Below are 1,510 nucleotides of genomic sequence, written 5' to 3'. Positions count from 1 at the left end.
CTCGGCGGCCGGAGCGCCCTCGGCGGCCGGAGCGCCCTCGGCGGCCGGAGCGGCCTCGGCCGGCTTCTCGTCCTCGGCCGGCTTCTCGGCCTCGGCGGCCGGAGCGGCGGCCTCGGCGTCGGCCTTCTTCTCGCCCTCGAGCAGGTCGCGCTCCCACTCGGCGAGCGGCTCGCCCGCGGCCTTCTCGCCCTTGCCCTCACCGGCGGCGCCGGAACGGGCGATGAGGCCCTCGGCGACGGCGTCGGCGATCACACGGGTGAGCAGGGTGACGGAGCGGATCGCGTCGTCGTTGCCCGGGATCTTGTAGTCGACCTCGTCGGGGTCGCAGTTGGTGTCGAGGATGGCGACGACCGGGATGTTGAGCTTGCGGGCCTCGCCGACCGCGATGTGCTCCTTCTTGGTGTCCACGATCCAGACGGCGCTCGGCACCTTCTGCATCTCGCGGATACCACCGAGGGTCTTCTCCAGCTTGGCCTTCTCGCGGGAGAGGACCAGGAGCTCCTTCTTGGTCAGACCGGAGGACGCGACGTCCTCGAAGTCGATCTGCTCGAGCTCCTTCAGGCGCTGCAGACGCTTGTAGACGGTCGAGAAGTTGGTGAGCATGCCGCCCAGCCAGCGCTGGTTGACGTAGGGCATGCCGACGCGGGTGGCCTGCTCGGCGATGGCCTCCTGCGCCTGCTTCTTCGTACCGACGAACATGACCGTGCCGCCGTGGGCGACGGTCTCCTTGACGAACTCGTAGGCGCGGTCGATGTACGACAGCGACTGGAGCAGGTCGATGATGTAGATGCCGTTGCGCTCGGTGAAGATGAAGCGCTTCATCTTCGGGTTCCAACGGCGGGTCTGGTGACCGAAGTGGACGCCGCTCTCCAGCAGCTCCCGCATCGTGACGACGGCCATGGCCGTACTCTCCTTGAGTTTCCCGGTTGTACCGCGGATGCCGGACGGCTTCCGCGCCTGACGCCCGCGGTGCGCCGTGCCACGAGGGACCGAGAGGCGCTGACACCGGCCGTTGCCGGCCCGGTGCCGGGGCGTGCGAAGTCGACCCGGTGGCCCGGGTCGCCACCAGAAGTGTACGGGACCCGGGAGGCCCCGGGTGACGCCGGTGTCCACAATCGGCGAGTTGTCCACAGGTCCCGGCCGGGTCCGGCGGGGGTGCGGGACGGTGGGCGCATGTTTCGGACGCGTGCGATGCGGGGTGCGGGTGCCCGGCTGGGGCTGTTGCCGGGGGTTCTGGCGGCGCTGCTGGCCTCGGTGGCCTGGGCGGGCGGTGGCGGTCCGGCTCGGCCGGTCCCTCCCGGTCCTGCGGAGGACGACCCGTCGGTGCCGGCCGTGGGCCGGGCGTGGCCGGTGGGGGTACGCCCGCAGGTGCTGCGGGGCTGGGAGCCGCCGGCGACGGTCTACGGACCCGGGCACCGGGGCGTGGACCTCGGCGCGCCGCCGGGCGCTCCCGTACGGGCGGTGGCGGCGGGGCGGGTGTTCTTCGCGGGCCCGGTGGCCGGCAGAGGCG

1 protein-coding gene and 1 pseudogene are annotated in these 1,510 nt (G+C 72.3%); one reads left to right on the top strand and one right to left on the bottom strand.

Annotated elements, in window-relative coordinates; all coding sequences use genetic code 11:
- Positions 1-900, bottom strand: a 900-nt coding sequence (gene rpsB / locus RH94_RS25430; RefSeq protein WP_073950278.1) for a 30S ribosomal protein S2, incomplete at its 3' end; no start/stop codon positions are given.
- A 273-nt stretch (positions 901-1,173) separates the two neighbouring features.
- On the opposite strand from rpsB, the pseudogene RH94_RS44580 reads away from it, so the two are divergent.
- A pseudogene (locus tag RH94_RS44580) lies at positions 1,174-1,510 on the top strand (M23 family peptidase); the annotation flags it as partial.

The organism is Streptomyces kebangsaanensis (assembly GCF_001906585.1).
Lineage (GTDB): Bacteria > Actinomycetota > Actinomycetes > Streptomycetales > Streptomycetaceae > Streptomyces > Streptomyces kebangsaanensis.
Note: the sequence above shows the minus strand (reverse complement) of the source record. Positions and strands in the feature narration are given on the sequence as shown.